The organism is Candidatus Eremiobacteraceae bacterium, assembly GCA_035710745.1.
GTDB lineage: Bacteria > Vulcanimicrobiota > Vulcanimicrobiia > Eremiobacterales > Eremiobacteraceae > JANWLL01.
In genome coordinates, this window is record DASTCX010000004.1 from 40770 (window position 1) to 55785 (window position 15016).

At 65.5% G+C, this 15016-nt stretch carries 12 protein-coding genes; 3 read left to right on the top strand and 9 right to left on the bottom strand.

Annotated features, from left to right (window positions below; translation table 11 throughout):
- Nucleotides 1-10 precede the first annotated feature (10 nt).
- The 5 genes from lon to ppk1 form a co-directional block, all read right to left on the bottom strand.
- Nucleotides 11-2416, bottom strand: coding sequence for an endopeptidase La (lon, locus tag VFO25_01265; GenBank protein HET9341528.1), 2406 nt, complete (start codon nucleotides 2414-2416; stop codon nucleotides 11-13).
- The gene (locus VFO25_01270; protein HET9341529.1) at nucleotides 2416-2856 is read right to left on the bottom strand and encodes an Hsp20/alpha crystallin family protein; all 441 of its coding nucleotides are present in this window, start codon (nucleotides 2854-2856) and stop codon (nucleotides 2416-2418) included. Before VFO25_01270 ends, lon begins: the two co-directional genes overlap by 1 nt.
- A gap of 95 nt (nucleotides 2857-2951) precedes the next feature.
- Nucleotides 2952-3875: an NUDIX hydrolase gene (locus tag VFO25_01275; protein ID HET9341530.1), complete on the bottom strand. Its 924-nt coding sequence runs from the start codon at nucleotides 3873-3875 to the stop codon at nucleotides 2952-2954.
- Nucleotides 3866-4843: a CHAD domain-containing protein gene (locus tag VFO25_01280; protein ID HET9341531.1), complete on the bottom strand. Its 978-nt coding sequence runs from the start codon at nucleotides 4841-4843 to the stop codon at nucleotides 3866-3868. Before VFO25_01280 ends, VFO25_01275 begins: the two co-directional genes overlap by 10 nt.
- Nucleotides 4734-6797, bottom strand: a complete 2064-nt coding sequence (gene ppk1 / locus VFO25_01285; protein ID HET9341532.1) for a polyphosphate kinase 1 — start codon at nucleotides 6795-6797, stop codon at nucleotides 4734-4736. Before ppk1 ends, VFO25_01280 begins: the two co-directional genes overlap by 110 nt.
- Before the next feature lie 134 nt (nucleotides 6798-6931).
- Here ppk1 and VFO25_01290 point away from each other — a divergent pair, with 134 nt between their 5' ends.
- Nucleotides 6932-8524 carry a hypothetical protein gene (locus VFO25_01290; GenBank protein ID HET9341533.1) on the top strand — a complete coding sequence of 531 codons (1593 nt, stop codon included), beginning with the start codon at nucleotides 6932-6934 and terminating at the stop codon, nucleotides 8522-8524.
- 18 nt (nucleotides 8525-8542) lie between these two features.
- On the top strand, nucleotides 8543-9130 hold the full coding sequence (locus VFO25_01295) for a DUF4126 domain-containing protein (protein HET9341534.1): 588 nt from the start codon (nucleotides 8543-8545) through the stop codon (nucleotides 9128-9130).
- Between the two features lie 57 nt (nucleotides 9131-9187).
- Here the strand turns inward: VFO25_01295 and VFO25_01300 are convergent, their stop codons facing one another.
- The 4 genes from VFO25_01300 to groES all read right to left on the bottom strand — a co-directional run bounded on the left by VFO25_01300 (nucleotide 9188) and on the right by groES (nucleotide 13650).
- The gene (locus VFO25_01300; protein HET9341535.1) at nucleotides 9188-10414 is read right to left on the bottom strand and encodes an MFS transporter; all 1227 of its coding nucleotides are present in this window, start codon (nucleotides 10412-10414) and stop codon (nucleotides 9188-9190) included.
- A 214-nt stretch (nucleotides 10415-10628) separates the two neighbouring features.
- Nucleotides 10629-11480, bottom strand: coding sequence for a DUF4097 family beta strand repeat-containing protein (locus VFO25_01305; protein HET9341536.1), 852 nt, complete (start codon nucleotides 11478-11480; stop codon nucleotides 10629-10631).
- Between the two features lie 200 nt (nucleotides 11481-11680).
- Nucleotides 11681-13324 carry a chaperonin GroEL gene (gene groL / locus VFO25_01310; protein HET9341537.1) on the bottom strand — a complete coding sequence of 548 codons (1644 nt, stop codon included), beginning with the start codon at nucleotides 13322-13324 and terminating at the stop codon, nucleotides 11681-11683.
- Between the two features lie 17 nt (nucleotides 13325-13341).
- Nucleotides 13342-13650 (bottom strand): co-chaperone GroES, encoded by a 309-nt coding sequence (gene groES / locus VFO25_01315; protein HET9341538.1) that lies wholly within the window; start codon nucleotides 13648-13650, stop codon nucleotides 13342-13344.
- 209 nt (nucleotides 13651-13859) lie between these two features.
- Between groES and alr the strand changes: the two genes are divergently transcribed.
- A complete protein-coding gene (gene alr / locus VFO25_01320; protein ID HET9341539.1) occupies nucleotides 13860-14936 on the top strand; it encodes an alanine racemase in 1077 nt (358 codons plus the stop codon).
- Nucleotides 14937-15016: the final 80 nt, after the last annotated feature.

The window sequence follows — 15016 nt, forward strand, 5'->3', positions numbered from 1 at the left end:
CCTAGCGCGGTCAGCGTGCTGCTGCGGGCAGCTGTTTGCCGTTGCGGCGGCCGTTATGGGATTCGACCGCCTTGATGATGGGCTTGCCGAGCGCGACGGCAAGGACATCGGAGAGATCTTCGACGTAGACGAACTTCAAGCTCTTCGCGACTTCGCGCGGAACGTCTTCGGTGACGTCCGGCTCGTTGCGTCTCGGAAGGACGATGCGCTTGATGCCGGCGCGCTTCGCACCGAGCACCTTTTCCTTGACGCCGCCGATCGGCAGCACCTGGCCGGTCAGCGTGATCTCGCCCGTCATCGCGACGCTCGCGTCGACCCGTCTGCCGGTGAATGCGGAGACGAGCGACGTCGCGATCGCGACGCCCGCGGATGGGCCGTCCTTAGGCACGGCGCCGGCGGGCACGTGGATATGCACGTCGTGTTTGTTGAAGAACTCGTCGGACAGGCCGAGTTCGGTGGAGCGGCTGCGCAGGAACGAGAGCGCGGCTTGCGCCGACTCTTTCATCACGTCGCCGAGCTGGCCGGTAAGCGTCAGCTTGCCGGTGCCCGGCATCACCGTCGACTCGACGAATAAGATGTCGCCGCCGACAGGTGTCCAGACGAGCCCGGTCGCGACGCCTTTCGCCGCCGTCCGTTTGGCGATCTCGCCGAAGTAGCGCTGTTTGCCGAGATAATCGGAGACGTTCGACCCCGTGATGCGCGCTACGAACTTCGGGTCGGACGCGACCTTGCGCGCGACCTTGCGGCAGATCGTCGCGATCTCGCGCTCGAGATTGCGCACCCCCGATTCGCGCGTGTAGTTCGCCGCGATCTCGTCGATCGCGTCGCGAGTGATCGTGCACTGCTTGGCCGTCAGGCCGTTCGCCTCGAGCTGTTTCGGCAGCAGGTACTTGCGCGCGATCGCGACCTTCTCTGCCTGCGTGTAACCCGAGAGGAAAAGGATCTCCATGCGATCGCGCAGCGGAGGCGAGATCGTGTCGAGCTGGTTGGCGGTCGCGATGAAGAGCACTTTGCTCAGGTCGAACGGCAAGTCGAGGTAGTGGTCGCGGAACGAGTTGTTCTGCTCCGGGTCGAGCACTTCGAGCAGCGCGGACGACGGATCGCCGCGGAAATCGGCGCCGACCTTGTCGATCTCGTCGATCATGATGAGCGGGTTCGCCGAGCCCGCATCGCGGATCGCGCGGATGAACGTGCCGGGCATCGCGCCGATGTACGTGCGCCGGTGACCGCGGATCTCCGCCTCGTCGCGGACGCCGCCGACCGACAAGCGTATGAACTTGCGATTCATGGCGCGCGCGATCGACTTGCCGAGCGACGTCTTGCCGACGCCGGGCGGTCCGACGAAACAGAGGATCGGTCCCGAGAGCGTGTTCTTCAGCTTGCGGACCGCGAGATATTCGAGGATGCGGTCCTTCACTTTCTCTAGGTCGTAGTGGTCCTCGTCGAGTATTTTGCGCGCTTTGGCGATGTCGAGGCTGTCTTCGGTGGTCACCGCCCACGGCAGCGTCACGAGCCAATCGAGGTACGTGCGGATGACCGAGTACTCGGGACTCGCCGAGGGGATCTTCCCGAGACGGTCGAGCTCGCGCATCGCCGCCTTGTCGGCGTCGGGCGGCATCTTCGCGGCGACGATCTTCTCGCGCAGCTCGTTGACGTCTGCTTGGGTCGGATCGGCTTCGCCGAGCTCGTCTTGGATGGCTTTGAGCTGCTGGCGCAAGTAGTACTCGCGCTGGTTCTTGTCCATCTCTTTTTGGATGTCGCTCTGGATCTTGTGGCCGAGTTCGAGCACCTCGAGCTCGCGCGTGAGGAACGCCGTGAGCATACGCAGGCGCGCGAGCGTGTCGCGTTCCTCGAGCACCATCTGCTTGTCGGACGTCTCGAGCCGCATCGTCGACGCGATGAAGTACGACAGCAGATTCGGATCGCTGATGTTGTTGACTTCGAGCTCGAGCTCTTTCGGCGCCGACGGCAAGAACGAGAGCAGTTTCGTGTACTGCGACGCGAGATTGCGCGAAAGCGCGGTCATCTCGTCGCTTTCGAGCGTGTTCTCGTCGAGCAAGTCGATCTTCGCGGCGAGGTATGGCTGCGCTTGCGTGAACTCGTCGATCTTGAACGGCACCGTTCCCGAGATGATGCAGCGCAGCGTGCCGTCCGGCACTTTGATCATCTTCTGGATGATCGCGACCGTGCCGACCGTGTAGACGTCCTCGGGACCTGGCGGCGACGCATCCTTTTCCTTGAGCGCGACGACGCCGACCGGCACGCCGTTCTTCAGCGCGTCTTCGACGAGCTTGATGCCGTGCTGTTTGGTCACCGCGAGCGGCATGACGGTGTTCGGGAAGAGCACGGCTTCCTGCAGCGGCAGGATCGCGAGCTCCGACGGGATGCTGCTCGTCTCGCGCACGTTCTCAGCCATCACGCGCGACCTCGGACGACCATGCGGATCTCCGTGCGGTCGATCGGCAGCAGGCGCGACCCGTCTGCGACCGGCAGCTTGACCGTGAGGATGCCGTCGTGGTACTCCGCCTTGGCGGCATCGACGACGACCGGCGACGGCAGCTGGACCTTCTTCAAGAAGTAACCGTACTCGATCTCTTTTCGGACGACGCTCTCGGTGCGCCTGACGTCGAGGTCGCGCTTTCCGGCGAGGTATAGGTTGGCGCCCTCGACGACGAGCTTGATGTTCTCGCGCGAAACCCCGGCGAGTTCGACGCGCACGACGATCGTACGGCCGCGGTCGGTCACGAAAACGTCGCAGTTAGGGTTGAACGATCCGCGACGGGCGTGGCTCGTTATAGGCAGGCTGAGTTCGGCGAAGAGACGGTCGAACTCGCGGAAAAGCTCGTCTGGATACATCGAAGCAACAGACTTCGACGCGGGACAGCCCACTTCCGCCGAGCTTCGCTCGGCCGGTCGAGATAAATCTCGACCGCTCCCCGGTTTTCTGAAAGTTATGGTGGCGGGAGGTATCGCCCGTAAAGAAAGGATTCGCCGTCGAAGTCGAGCACCCAGGCCGACCCTTTCTCCCAACGCGCATCGCTTTCCACGGCGAGACCTTGATCGACGAGGCGAGTCAAGACGTCGCCGACGACGTCGCCGTGCGTGCAGACGACCGTCGGCGGGTCCGCATGCGAAGAGATATAGTCGAGCACGTCGTCGCCATCGCTGCCTTCGACGAGTGCATCGACGCGTTCGACCGTCAAGCCTCGCTGTTTCGCGAGCGGCTCCACGGTCTCGACGCAGCGCGCTGCGGGGCTCGACGCGATTCGAGCGATCGAGAAAGCGGCGAGCCGGTCGACGAGCGCGTCCGCCTGGCGCTTGCCGCTTTTCGAGAGCGGCCGCGATTCATCCGGACCTTCCCACTGCGCGCGGCTGCCGGCCTTCGCGTGGCGCACGAGATAGATCGCTCCCGAAGTGCGGCCTCGCATCGTGACTTTGCCCTCGCGGCCGCCGGGTACAGCGTCTTCGCCATGACCTTCGAGGCCTTCGAGCAGCAGCTGGCGATCGTGGTGATACGAGAGGATGTCACCGGCTTCGGCGACGTGCACCCAGCGGAGCTGATCGACTTCTTTGGTCGCCTTGAAGTGCCCGTCGAGCGCACGCATCACCCAGTAGTGGACGATCTTCTGACGACCTTTGTGATCCTTATACTTCGTCGAGCCGAGAGCGCGCTCGAGCCGGCAGCGCATGCCGGTCTCTTCCTCGACTTCGCGAAGGGCCGTGTGCTCCTCGCGTTCGCCCGCTTGAAGTTTGCCTTTCGGCAATGTCCAGTCGTCATAGGAAGGCCGATGCACGACTGCGACCTCGAGCGAACCGTCGGGTCGCGAGCGCACGACGACGCCGCCCGCCGCTCTGACGACGCCGTTCACCGCCATGCCGGCAACTCCGCCGCGCTGACCTTCTGCCAGGCGGGCTCCCATTCGGCGCGTGCGCGGGAGACCGCTTCGATCTCGAGCGCGAGCATCGCGTTCGCAGCCAGCGCCAGCTCGCGGCGCGAACGCAGGCGACGCAGAAGCCTGCAGGCGAAGACCGCGTCGTTCAGCTCGCCGAGCACATCCTGCAGTCGTTCTGCGGCTTTGGCAACGGTCTTTGTTCGCGCGCCCGCGACGAATCCGACTGCCTCCGCCGCGTAGCGCAAACGCTTGGCGAGGATGCGGATCCGATGCAGTTTCGCGAAGGCCGGTCGCGCCGGCAGACTTTCGACCGCATTCCTGATCCGCTTCTTGCGTCGCTTCATGATGGGCGGAAGCGCTTGCGAAGCGGTCAGGCGAGCGGCGAGCGTGAGTCGCGGCGATCGGGCCGCGAGTTCGAGCCGCGCGCGCAAACGCGCGTAGCGGGCCGATCGCAGCGCCTCTACCATTCGAGCGCGCGCGGCCGAACGCGCTTTGCGGGCGGCGGCAATCAGCGCAGCGACGTTCGGGTCGCCGGCACCCCCGGATCGCGCAGCCGCAGCGCGAAGTCTCGAAAGGAAGACGTCATGATCACGCACCGCACCCAACTCGCCCCCAAGCCATCGAAGCTCCTGCCGGAGCTTGCCGCTCCATCGGGCATCGACGAGTTCGCGAAAGGTCCGCAAGTCGGAGCGCAGCCGCCGGACGGCGACTCGAGCTTGGTGGACCGGCTCGATGCCGCGACCCGAGATCGCCCCTGATTCGTTCTCGAGCAGACGCTTCACCGACGCCGCAATCGCACGCCGGACGGCGAGACCGGCCATCGGCGTTCGCGGCGACGGCTCAGCCTGCGGCTTCAACGTGCGCCTGCGACCGCGCGAGCGCGAGCTCTTGGAGCACGCGCTGCGGATGGCGACGCGCGCCGCCCGTTCCGTCGTATCGCCACGTGCCATCCGGCCCGAGATGCCATGCCTCGCAGTCGTCGCTCAGCTCGATGTCGAGCACTTCGCTCAGGCGCTGCTGCAGGGCCGGGTCGGTGACGGGGGCTGCGGCTTCGACGCGGCGGTCAAGATTGCGCGGCATGAGGTCCGCCGAGCCGATGAGGTACACCGCTTCTCGCGAGTCCTTACCGAAGCGGAAGATCCGCGAGTGCTCGAGATACCGTCCGACGATGGACCGCACTTTGATGCGTTCGGATAGGTTCGGCACACCCGGCTGGAGGCAGCAGATGCTGCGGACGATGAGGTCGACGTCGACGCCGGCGTTGCTCGCGGCGTAGAGCGCGTTGATGATCTCGGCATCGACGAGGTTATTCACCTTCATCGTGATCCGGCCGCCCTCGCGTCTTTCCATCTGCGAACGGATGAGACCGAGGATCGCCGTCCGCATGCCGACCGGCGCGACGACGAGCTTGCGGTACGCGCTTTGCTTGCTGTAGCCGGTGAGGAAGTTGAAGAGGTCCGTCAGATCCGAGCCGATGTCGGCGTCGCACGAGAGCAAGCCGACATCTTCGTAGAGCGCTGCCGTCGTCGGGTTGTAGTTGCCCGTGCCGACGTGGCTGTACCGCCTGATCCCGTCTTCGTCGCGGCGCACGACGAGCGCGCACTTCGCATGCGTCTTTAGGCCGACGATGCCGTAGACGACGTGGACGCCCGCTTCTTCGAGAGCGCGGGCCCACGCGATGTTCGTCTCTTCGTCGAACCGCGCCGTCACCTCGACGACCGCGACGACTTGCTTGCCGGACTCCGCCGCGCGCATGAGCGAGCGCGCGATCGCGCTATCGGGAGTCGAGGTGCGGTATACGGTCTGTTTGATCGCGAGAACGGCCGGGTCCATCGACGCCTGCTCGATGAACGCCTCGACCGAGGTCGAGAACGAATCGTATGGATGGTGGACGAGGATATCGCCGGCGCGAAGCGCGCGGAAGAGATCCGTTCGCGCGCCGGCTTCCGGCGGCGCGAGCCGAGTCTGCGTCATCGGCATCCACGGTTCGTACTTGAGATCCGGACGTCGCAGCTTGACGAGCTCCGCAAGACCCGTCAGGTCGAGCAGACCGTCGATCTCGTAGACGTCGTCGTTTGCGAGCTCGAGTTCGTCGAGCAGCAGCGTGCGGACGTCCGCCGGCATCGCCGCGTCCGTCTCGAGGCGAACGGCGCGCGGCGACCTGCGTCGCAGGCGAAGGGCGGTCTCCACCGCGACGAGCAGATCTTCGATGTCGTCTTCGTTGAGCGTGAAGTCGGTGTTGCGCGTGATGCGAAACGCGTGACGCGAGAATACCTTCATCCCCGGGAAGAGCGTCGCGAGATGCGCAGCGATGATCTGTTCGAGCGCTACGAACGCGCCGGAGTCGGGGATCGCGACGAATCGCGGCAGCAGCGGCGGCACCTTCACGCGCGCGATGCGCGGTTCGTCGCTCGATGGATCGCCCACGACGGCCGCGAGATTGAGCGATAGGTTCGAGATGAACGGGAACGGATGTGCGGGATCGACTGCGAGCGGCGTGAGCACGGGGAATAGCCGTTCTTCGAAGAAGCCGTCGAGGTACGCGATCTCTTCGTGCGACAACGCGTCGTAGTCGACTAGACGGATGCCTTCGGCGCGCAGGCTTGGGACGATGTCGGTGGCGAAAGCACGCATTTGGCGGGCGACCATGTCCTGCACGCGGACGCGGATGGTGTCAAGAACCTCTGTGGTCGCGAGGCCGTCCGGTGCGGTCGACGCCAGCCCGGCTCCGAGTTGCTCTTTGAGGCCCGCGACGCGGATCTGGAAGAACTCATCGAGGTTTCGGCTGAAGATCGCGAGGAAATTGACGCGCTCGAGCAGCGGCACGGTCGGGTCTTCCGCGAGGGCGAGGACGCGGCAGTTGAAGTCCAACCACGACAGCTCGCGATTCAAAAAATTGTTCACGGGACCCGATGTCTTGGGCGCGTGACGGGCGCCACTCCTTGGCGAGGTGGTTTTCTTAATCATTTCTCAACCGTGCCGCGGCTACGATGGTGGTGCGCCCTGACCGGGTCGATATACCGTATCAGGAGAGTGGCATGAGTTCGAGCCTCGTGATCACGGCGGCCGATAGGACCGGCAGGTGGTATCTCGTGCCGGGGTCTTCCAATTCGTACGATTTGACCGTCGCGAACGAGTCGGATCACGCCGTGCTGTGCAAGCTGACGCTCGACGAGCCGACTGACGCCGGCGCGGTCACTCCATCGTCGCTCACGCTCAAGGGCGGCGAGTCTCGAAACGTGTCCGTCGCATTCAAGCCGGAGTGGCTGACGCTTCGCGATCGCAAGGCGGTCGTCACCGCGCGCGACGCGGCGGGCACCGTCATCGCGACGTTCGTCAGCGATCTCGTCGCCGCCACCGCAACCGACTGCAGCGTCTCGCTCGCGTGGAAAGATGAGATCGGCGGCGACGGCGGTCTGCGCGGCTTCATGCTCTCGTGCGCCGTGCGGAGCATCAGCTCGATGCCCGGCGTCTTCGAACCCGAGTTCACACCGCACCCGTCGCTCCATTTTCCGGAGAAGCAGCGCATCTCGCTCGGCCCCGGCGAGTCGTCGACGTTCGACGTGCCGATCATCTGGAATCGTTCGTCGCGTGATCCGGAAGGTTGGAACCATCCGCGCTCGATCGAAGTCGCCGTGCCGGTGACACACGGACGCCGCTCGGCGACGGCTCCCTGGGATCTCGTCCAACACCACATCGAGCCGTATCTCACCGATGCGGACAAATCGCCCCTCATCGCGCGCCGTCCGCCGCCGCCGAAGTTCACGCAGCCCGGCGGCGCGCCGGCGATGTCGCCGCTTGCCGCGACGCAGTTACCCGAGCCCTTGCCCGCAGCGCCGGCTACCGGATCGCACAACGCGCGCATCGAGCAGGCCGAGATGGAAGCAGGGGTCGTCGCATCACCACGCAGCGCGCAGCCTGCCGGTCATGATACACACCCAGCGCAGCCCGCCCAAGTTCCGCCGTCGCACGCGCGGCCCGTCGATCGGGAGACAATCGCGATCTCGCCGAGCACGCTGCTCCTCATCGCGCTTGCGGTGAGTGCGATCGCCATCGCGCTCGTCTGGATCATGCGGACGTCGCCCGGCACTTCGGCGGTCTCGACCGCTCCGGTGCCGATCGCGTCGAAGGCGATCCCGAGCGGGCCGCCCGTTCACAGGCCTAAGGCGCGGCCGAAGAAGCCATCTTCGCATGCGACGACCGCTTCGGTCGCCGGCACGGTGCAAAACGATTCGACCACGACCGTGCCTTCGCAAGGCGCCGCGACGACATCGAGCGCGACGAGCGCTCCGCAGTCGCACGAGCCGCCGGCACAGACGCAGCGCGCCTCTGCCCCCCGCGTCTCGCCGCTCGATCGATCCGCGCTTGTCCAACTAGGCGACGTCGGCGCCGAGTACATGCGCGGCGGACGTCAGGTGCACGTCTTTTGGAGTTCGTACGCGCAGGCGCGCGCGCAGATCCAGCTGCTCGACGATCGGAGCACGCTCGTCGCGCAGACAGTCGTCGGCCGCCGCGAAGCAGCGCTGCTCTCGCTGCCCCGCAACTATCGCGGCTCGCTCTACATCCAGGTGACCGCGATCGGCTACGACGGCACGCGCGTCGTCAGCACGACCTCGCTGGGACCCCCTTAGTCCTGCGGAAGGCCTTGCATGTCGTTTGACCCGACCGCGCAGTACGCGCTTGCGTATGCGCTGACGACGACCGCCGGATTGCGCGGATTTTTGACGATGCTCGTCGCCTCGGTCGCCGTCCATCTCGGCTGGATCCATCCGAGCGCGACGTTCGCATGGCTCGGGTCGGACACGGCGACCATCGTCCTCGCGGTCTTCGCAGTGCTTGAGATGCTCGCGGACAAGTTCCCCGGCGTCGATCACGCGATGCAGGCCGTGTATTTCGTCGCGAGACCCGTCGCCGCCGCGATCCTCGTCGGCGCGACTGTCCACCCGTCGAACAGCGCGGAGCTCTACGCGATGATGGCGGCCGGCGGCCTCAACGCGCTCATCGTCCACGGGTCGGCATCGACCGCGCGAGTCGCATCGACCGTGACGACGGCCGGGCTCGGCAATACCGCGCTCAGCTTCCTCGAAGACGGCGTGACCGCGGGCGGATTGTTCCTCGCGTTCTTCAAGCCGATCGCCGCCGCGATCGTCGCTCTCGCGTTCGTCGTCTTCCTCGTCGTCGTGGCGCGCGGCACCGTCGCCCGCGTCCGCGCGCTCGCCCCCCGCCGCGACCGCTAACGTCAAAGGACCAGGGAGCGGTCGAGATTTATCTCGACCGGCCGAGCGAAGCTCGGCCTAGCGCGCCTCGTGCCGGAGCGCTTTGATGGCGGCCGCGTAGAGGGCTGCGATGGTCCAGCCGATCGCCGAGGCGATCATCGCGTCGCGTGCGCCGTACACTTGCGCGATCCATCCGCCGATGAGCGTCCCCGGCACGAGCCCGATGAGCGCGATGAGACGCACGGACGCCGAGACGCGACCGACCTTGTCCTCGGGCGCGACGCGCATGCGCCACGCGACGATCTGCGCGATCTCGAACGAGCCGCACGCGCTTGCGCACGCGAAGAACGTGACCCCGAACCACAGCTCGTGCGCGAAGACGACCGGTAAGAATATGAAGGCGTCTATCGCGTACGCGGTTATGAGCGCCTTGCCGAACGGCCAACGCATGCCGTAACGGCCGGCGATCAGCGACCCGACCACCGAGCCTGCGGCGATGACGCCGAACGCGAGCCCGACCTGCTGCGTCGAAGCGCCGAGATCGCGCTCCAAGAACGGGATGATCACGGCGAACGCCATGATGCCGAAGAAGTTGAGCGCTCCGCTGAGCATTGCGACGGCGCGCATCGCGTCGTCCGCCAGCACGATGCGGAACCCCTCGGCGACGTCCGCAACGAGCTCTCGCACCGTAGGCATCCGACCCGGTACGTCTGGACCGAGCGTCGGTAACACGTAGAGCGACAGCTGCGACGTTAGGTACGTGAACGCGTTGATCGCTAACTCGGGCAGCGGACCGACGAGCGCGAACAGCGCGCCGCCGATGGGCGGCACGATGAGGTTCGCTCCTTGCTCGGCGGCGATGAGCGCTGCGACGGCCGGCGACGCGCGATCCTTGCCGAGCAAGAATGGAATGCTCGGCGATTGTCCGCCGATGAAGAACGCTGCGCATGTGGCGATGATCGCGATGCCGGCGTACAGCCACGGCAACGTCAGCACGCCGCGCGCGTACGCGAGCGCGAACAGCGCGAGGACCAAGAAGCGGATGAAATCGCAGAGCAGCATCATCCGGCGCCGGTCGAGCCGGTCGGCGAGCGCGCCGCCGATCGGGCCGAACAGCGCGAACGGGAGGAACTCGAGCGCGTACGAGACCCCGAGCGACAGCGGGGAGCCGGTCAGGTGATAGACGAGCAGCGGGATCGCGAGCGTGCGCAGGCCATCTCCGACGTAGCTGAGCGCTTGGCCGGCGTAGAACAGGCTGAACGTGCGAGACGCGAAGATGCCCTGAGCGCGGGCGACGGTTGACATCGGAGAAACCCCTCGGTAGTGCGGATGCGAAAGGTCGACCCGATTAGGCCGACCGATGAATCTGATGCGTGCGCTAGATCGCGCTACGCCGTGAGAGGGGTCTCCATAATAGTTGCGATGTTCGCGCGCCTAAGCTTGCTTCCTTTTGTGGGACGAAGCAGCGCGATGTGATGCAGTACAATGTGTGGTGCCGAGCTGCGCTCCGCATACCACATCAGCGCATCGTGACTTGGATGTCGCCGCTCGCGGTCTCGAGCTGTACCGCCGCGCCGCCGCTGCCGACCTGCGCGTGCACGGTCGCTCCGGAATCGCGTTCTTGGATCGGCACCCGGAGATTGCTGTCCATCGAACCCGAACTGGTCGACGCGTCGATCGAGAAGCCGGCACCGCGCGGGACCGTGATCGAAACGTCGCCGCTTGCGCTTTTGATCCGTACCTCGTGGATGTGCGTCAGACTGTCGAAGGCGGCGTCGACGCTGCCGGAATCCGACACGAGCGACGTGTCGTTCGTGAGATTCTCCGCGTTGATGTCACCCGACGAATCGTATGCGGCTACGGACGACGCGACGTTCGACATGCTGATGTCGCCGCTCCGCGTCTTGGCATAGACTTGACCGCCGATGTCATGTATCTCGAGGTCGCCGCTCATCGCGTCGATATGCACAGGTCCTGCGATGCTGCGCACGTCGACGTCGCCGCTCGCAGTCGATACCGTGACGTGTGCGCCGGCCGGTACCCGCAGTTCGTACGATACGCCGCAGTTGTCGCAATCCGTCCGAGCGTTCTCCGAGACCGACACGTGATCGGAGGTCGCGTCGACCGTCGAATCGATGCGCGCGAAATCGCCGCTCGACCAAGCGGTCTTCTTCGTCACGACCTCGACTTTGCTCGAATTCCAACCTTTGATGCTGACGTCGGCGTCCGTCGCGTCGACGGCGATCTGCGCGTCAGAGTCGACGTCGTACGTCTTCGTGTCGGTCTGCGTCTGCATGGGCCATGCGCCGGCCCGCGCGACAAGCGCGCTAAGAGCGACGGCAGCAACGGCCACGATCGCGATGGCTTTCATGGCTTTGCGTACGCCTCCACCAGCGCGAATGTTTCACCCCTGGCGTCCCGCGACCCGCGCGCAACGGTGCGAACGGCCGCGTCCGTCGAGACCGCGGCGGTCGAGACCGCGGCGGTCGACCGTAAAGGTCGACCGCTCCAAAGAAGAAGGGCCCGAGCGGTCTGCTCAGGCCCCGTCACGTGTAGGTGGGCTCGGGCCCACTACATCATGTCGTATCCGCCCATCCCGCCGCCGCCGGGCGGCATGCCGCCGCCGTTCTTCTTCTCTTCCGGCTTGTCGGAGACGAGCGTCTCTGTGGTGAGGAGCAGCGCCGCGATCGAGGCGGCGTTTTCAAGCGCCGAACGCGTCACCTTGAGCGGGTCGACGATGCCCTTCTTGAACATGTCGCCATACTCGCCGGTGAGGGCGTCGAACCCGTGGTTCGCTTCGAGCGACTTGACCTTCTGGACGACGACCGAGCCCTCATGGCCCGCGTTCTGCGCGATCTGCCGGAGCGGCTCTTCGAGCGCGCGCCGGACGATGTTGATCCCGACCTGTTCGTCGGACGGGTGACCGTTCTTCGGCGTCTCGAGCGTCTTCAGCGCGTGCACGAGCGCCGCGCCGCCGCCGGGAAGCATGCCTTCCTCAACCGCTGAGCGCGCGGTCGAGACGGCGTCTTCCATGCGATGCTTCTTCTCTTTGAGCTCCGTCTCGGTCGCCGCGCCGACTTGGATGACCGCGACGCCGCCCGACAGCTTGGCGAGGCGCTCTTGGAGCTTCTCGCGGTCGAAGTCGGAATCGGTATCTTCGATCTGGCGCTTGATCTGCTCGATGCGGCCCTTGATCTCGTCCTTCTTGCCGGCGCCGTCGACGATCGTCGTCTCTTCCTTCGTGATCTTGACCGTCCGCGCTTTGCCGAGCTCGTTGATCGTGACCTTGTCGAGCTTGAGGCCGAGCTCTTCGGAGATGACCGTGCCGCCCGTGAGGATGGCGATGTCCTTGAGCATCTCTTTGCGGCGATCGCCGAAGCCTGGCGCCTTCACCGCGACGCACGTGAACGTGCCGCGCAGCTTGTTGACGACGAGCGTCGCGAGCGCTTCACCCTCGACATCTTCTGCGATGATGACGAGCGGCTTTTGGACCTGGACGACCTTCTCGAGGAGCGGCAGGATGTCGGCGATCGCCGAGACCTTGCGCTCCGTGATGAGCAGGTACGGATCGGATAGGGTCGCTTCCATGCGCTCCGGGTCCGTCACCATGTACGGCGAGATGTAGCCCTTGTCGAACTGCATGCCTTCCTTCAGTTCGAGCTCGGTCTTCGTCGTGCGCGACTCTTCGACGGTGATGACGCCGTCCTTGGTGACCTTGTCCATCGCGTCGGCGACGATGTCGCCGATCGAGCGGTCGTTCGCCGAGATCGACGCGACGCGCGCGATGTCTTCTTTGGTCTCGACCGGATGCTTCATCTTCTTGAGCGCCTCGACGACCTTGTCGACGGCGGTCTCGATGCCGCGCTTGATCGCGAGCGGGTCGGAACCCGCGGCGACGTTGCGGAGGCCTTCACGGAAGATCGCTTGGGCGAGGACGGTCGCGGTCGTCGTGCCGTCGCCGACGGTGTCGTTCGTCTTCGACGCGACTTCCTTGATGAGCTGCGCGCCCATGTTCTCGAAGTGATTCGGAAGCTCGATCTCCTTCGCGACGGTGACGCCGTCGTTGGTGATCGTGGGCGAGCCGAACTTCTTGTCGATGACGACGTTGCGGCCTTTCGGGCCGAGCGTGACCTTGACGGCGTCGGCGAGCTGGTTCGCGCCGCGCTCTAAGGCGCGCCGCGCATGCTCGTCGAACAGCAATTCTTTGGCAGCCATGTGTGTTCGATTGCTCCTTAACGATTGACGATCGCGAGAACGTCTTTTTCGCTGATGATGAGGTACTCTTTGCCTTCGATCTTGATCTCCGACCCCGAGTACTTCGAGTAGATGACGCGGTCGCCGGCCTTCACATCCATTTTGATGATCTCGCCTTTGTCGGTCTTGCGGCCGGGCCCGACCGAGAGGATGATGCCTTCCTGCGGCTTCTCTTTGGCCGTGTCGGGAAGGATGACGCCGCCTGCGGACGTCGGCGCTTGCTCGACGCTCTCGATGACGACGCGATCACCGAGCGGTTTGATATCGACTTTCGTCGCGGTTGGCACGGGATTGAACCCTCCTTATGTGTCGGTGACGACGCTGATAGCGCCGGCGGGGCCGGCGACGCGGCGAAACGAACAATTGCTTCTCGGAAATGCCGCCCCGGACGGGGCGTTTTTCGCGTTAGCAGTCTTGGCACTTGAGTGCTAGGGGAATTATAGCCTTTGCGTGCCCCTTTGACAAGAGGGTCCTGCGGCGGAGGTCGGATGCTCGCGTGACGGGCTCGAAAACCCGGCCCTGGCTGGAGGTCAGCCCGAACACGCTTCTCGCCAACGCTCGCGCCCTCGCGGCTCGAGTCGCCCCTTCGGCGCTCTGCGCCGTCGTCAAGTCGAACGCTTACGGGCACGGCCTTGTCCCGGTCGGCAAAGCGCTGTCCGAGGCCGGAATCGGCGGACTGCGACTCGGCGTCTTCACCCCGGCCGAGGCGTTCGAGTTGCGCGAGGCCGGCGTGGCCGCGCCCCTCATCGTCCTAGGCCCGCAGGAAGACGCCGACATCGAGCGGTTGTCGGGGCTCGCCGTCGAGCTCGCGCTTACGGACGATCTCGACGCGAGCCGCTACCGCAAGGGCGCGGCCGTCCACGTCAAGATCGACACGGGCGTCGGGCGCTTCGGCGGCACGGCCACCGGCGCGCGCAACACGATCGAACTGTGCGAATCCGCGGGCGTGCGGATCGCCGGCGTCTACTCGCACCTCGCGAATGCTGAAGACCTCGATGAGCGATTCACGACGTCGCAGCTCGAGCGGCTTCTCGCGGTGCGAGCGCCCGCGGGGGCGCTGCGGCATATCGCCGCGAGCGCGGCTGCCATCATGTGGCCGGCGACGCGGCTCGACATGGTGCGCTGCGGCATCGCGTTGTACGGTTACTGGCCCTCGGAGGCGGTGCGCACCGTCGATTCCGCGCGCGGCCTCACGATCGAGCATGCGTTGCGCTGGTTCGCACCGGTCGTGCAAGTGCGCGACGTGCCCGAAGGCACGACGGTCGGTTACGGGTGCGAGTTCGTCGCCAAACGCCCGAGCTCGATCGCCGTGCTGCCTCTGGGTTATGCCGACGGACTTCCTCGTGCCGCGGGCAACGGCGCGCTGAAGGTCCGCTTCGGCAATGCGAGCGCTCCGATCGCCGGCCGCATCTGCATGAACGCGTGCATGGTGGACGTCACCGACGTGCAGCCCCAAGTCGTGCGCGGCGACGTCGCGGAGCTCGACATCGATGACGTCGCACAAGCCGCCGGCACGATCGCCTACGAAGTATTAGCCCGCCTTCCTGAATCGCTCGACCGCGTCTACGTGTGACAGGCCGGGGCTGCCGGCTTAACTGAAAATTTGCGCGAGCGGGGGTCACGGGAGCGCTGCCGAATCATCAGGGTTAGGGC

Coding starts and splice junctions, on each gene's coding strand:
- lon (HET9341528.1), bottom strand. CDS start 2,416: ATGGCTGAGAACGTGCGCGAGACGAGCAGCATCCCGTCGGAGCTCGCG.
- VFO25_01270 (HET9341529.1), bottom strand. CDS start 2,856: ATGTATCCAGACGAGCTTTTCCGCGAGTTCGACCGTCTCTTCGCCGAA.
- VFO25_01275 (HET9341530.1), bottom strand. CDS start 3,875: ATGGCGGTGAACGGCGTCGTCAGAGCGGCGGGCGGCGTCGTCGTGCGC.
- VFO25_01280 (HET9341531.1), bottom strand. CDS start 4,843: ATGGCACGTGGCGATACGACGGAACGGGCGGCGCGCGTCGCCATCCGC.
- VFO25_01290 (HET9341533.1), top strand. CDS start 6,932: ATGAGTTCGAGCCTCGTGATCACGGCGGCCGATAGGACCGGCAGGTGG.
- VFO25_01295 (HET9341534.1), top strand. CDS start 8,543: ATGTCGTTTGACCCGACCGCGCAGTACGCGCTTGCGTATGCGCTGACG.
- VFO25_01300 (HET9341535.1), bottom strand. CDS start 10,414: ATGTCAACCGTCGCCCGCGCTCAGGGCATCTTCGCGTCTCGCACGTTC.
- VFO25_01305 (HET9341536.1), bottom strand. CDS start 11,480: ATGAAAGCCATCGCGATCGTGGCCGTTGCTGCCGTCGCTCTTAGCGCG.
- groL (HET9341537.1), bottom strand. CDS start 13,324: ATGGCTGCCAAAGAATTGCTGTTCGACGAGCATGCGCGGCGCGCCTTA.